Origin of the sequence: Sphingomonas yabuuchiae, from assembly GCF_001477495.1 — a bacterium.
GTDB classification, from domain to species: domain Bacteria; phylum Pseudomonadota; class Alphaproteobacteria; order Sphingomonadales; family Sphingomonadaceae; genus Sphingomonas; species Sphingomonas yabuuchiae_A.
This window is the reverse complement of record NZ_LDTF01000175.1, coordinates 1-568: the sequence shown is the minus strand read 5'-3', so window position 1 is coordinate 568 and position 568 is coordinate 1. Positions and strand designations below refer to the sequence as shown.

The 568-nt window shown below is 55.5% G+C and carries 1 protein-coding gene; it reads left to right on the top strand.

The genetic code is table 11. From position 1 onward, the window contains the following. Nucleotides 1–568, top strand: a 568-nt coding sequence (locus NS355_RS19160; RefSeq protein WP_209445138.1) for a hypothetical protein, incomplete at both ends; no start/stop codon positions are given.

Sequence of the window (568 nt, the reverse complement as noted above, 5' to 3'; positions counted from 1 at the left end):
GCGATACCCGCCAGCAGATTTTCATACAGATTTCCAAGTTCGCGCTCGAGTTGCGGTAGCCGGATCCTGGCCGGGTCAGAAGAGGGGAGGGAGAGAAGAGAAAGGAGAGGGGAGGAGAGAGAAGAGGAAGAAAAGAAAAGGAGGAAAAAGGAGGAGAAAAGAGAGAGAAAGGAGGAGAGGGAGGAGAGGAGAAAGAAGAGAGAGGGGGGGGAGAAAGGGGGGGGAGAAAAGAAAGAGAAGGGAGAGGGAAGGAAGGGGAGAAAAAAGAAGAGGGAGAAGAGGGGGGAGGAAGGGAGAGGAGGGAAGAAAGAGGAGAAGAGGAGAGGAAGAGAAGAGAAAGGAGGGAGGGGGGGAGAAGAGGGAGGAGAGGGAGGAAAAAGGGGGAGAGGAGAGGGGGGAGGAGGAGGGAGAAAGGAAGAGGGAGAGGGAGGAGAGAGGGGGAAGGAGAGGGGAGGAGAGAAGGGAGGAAGAGAGAAAAGGGAGGAGGGAAAGAGGAGAGAAGAAAAGAAAGAGAGAGAAAAAGAGAAGAGAAGGGAGGGGAGAGAGAGGAGGGAGGGAGGGAGGGGAC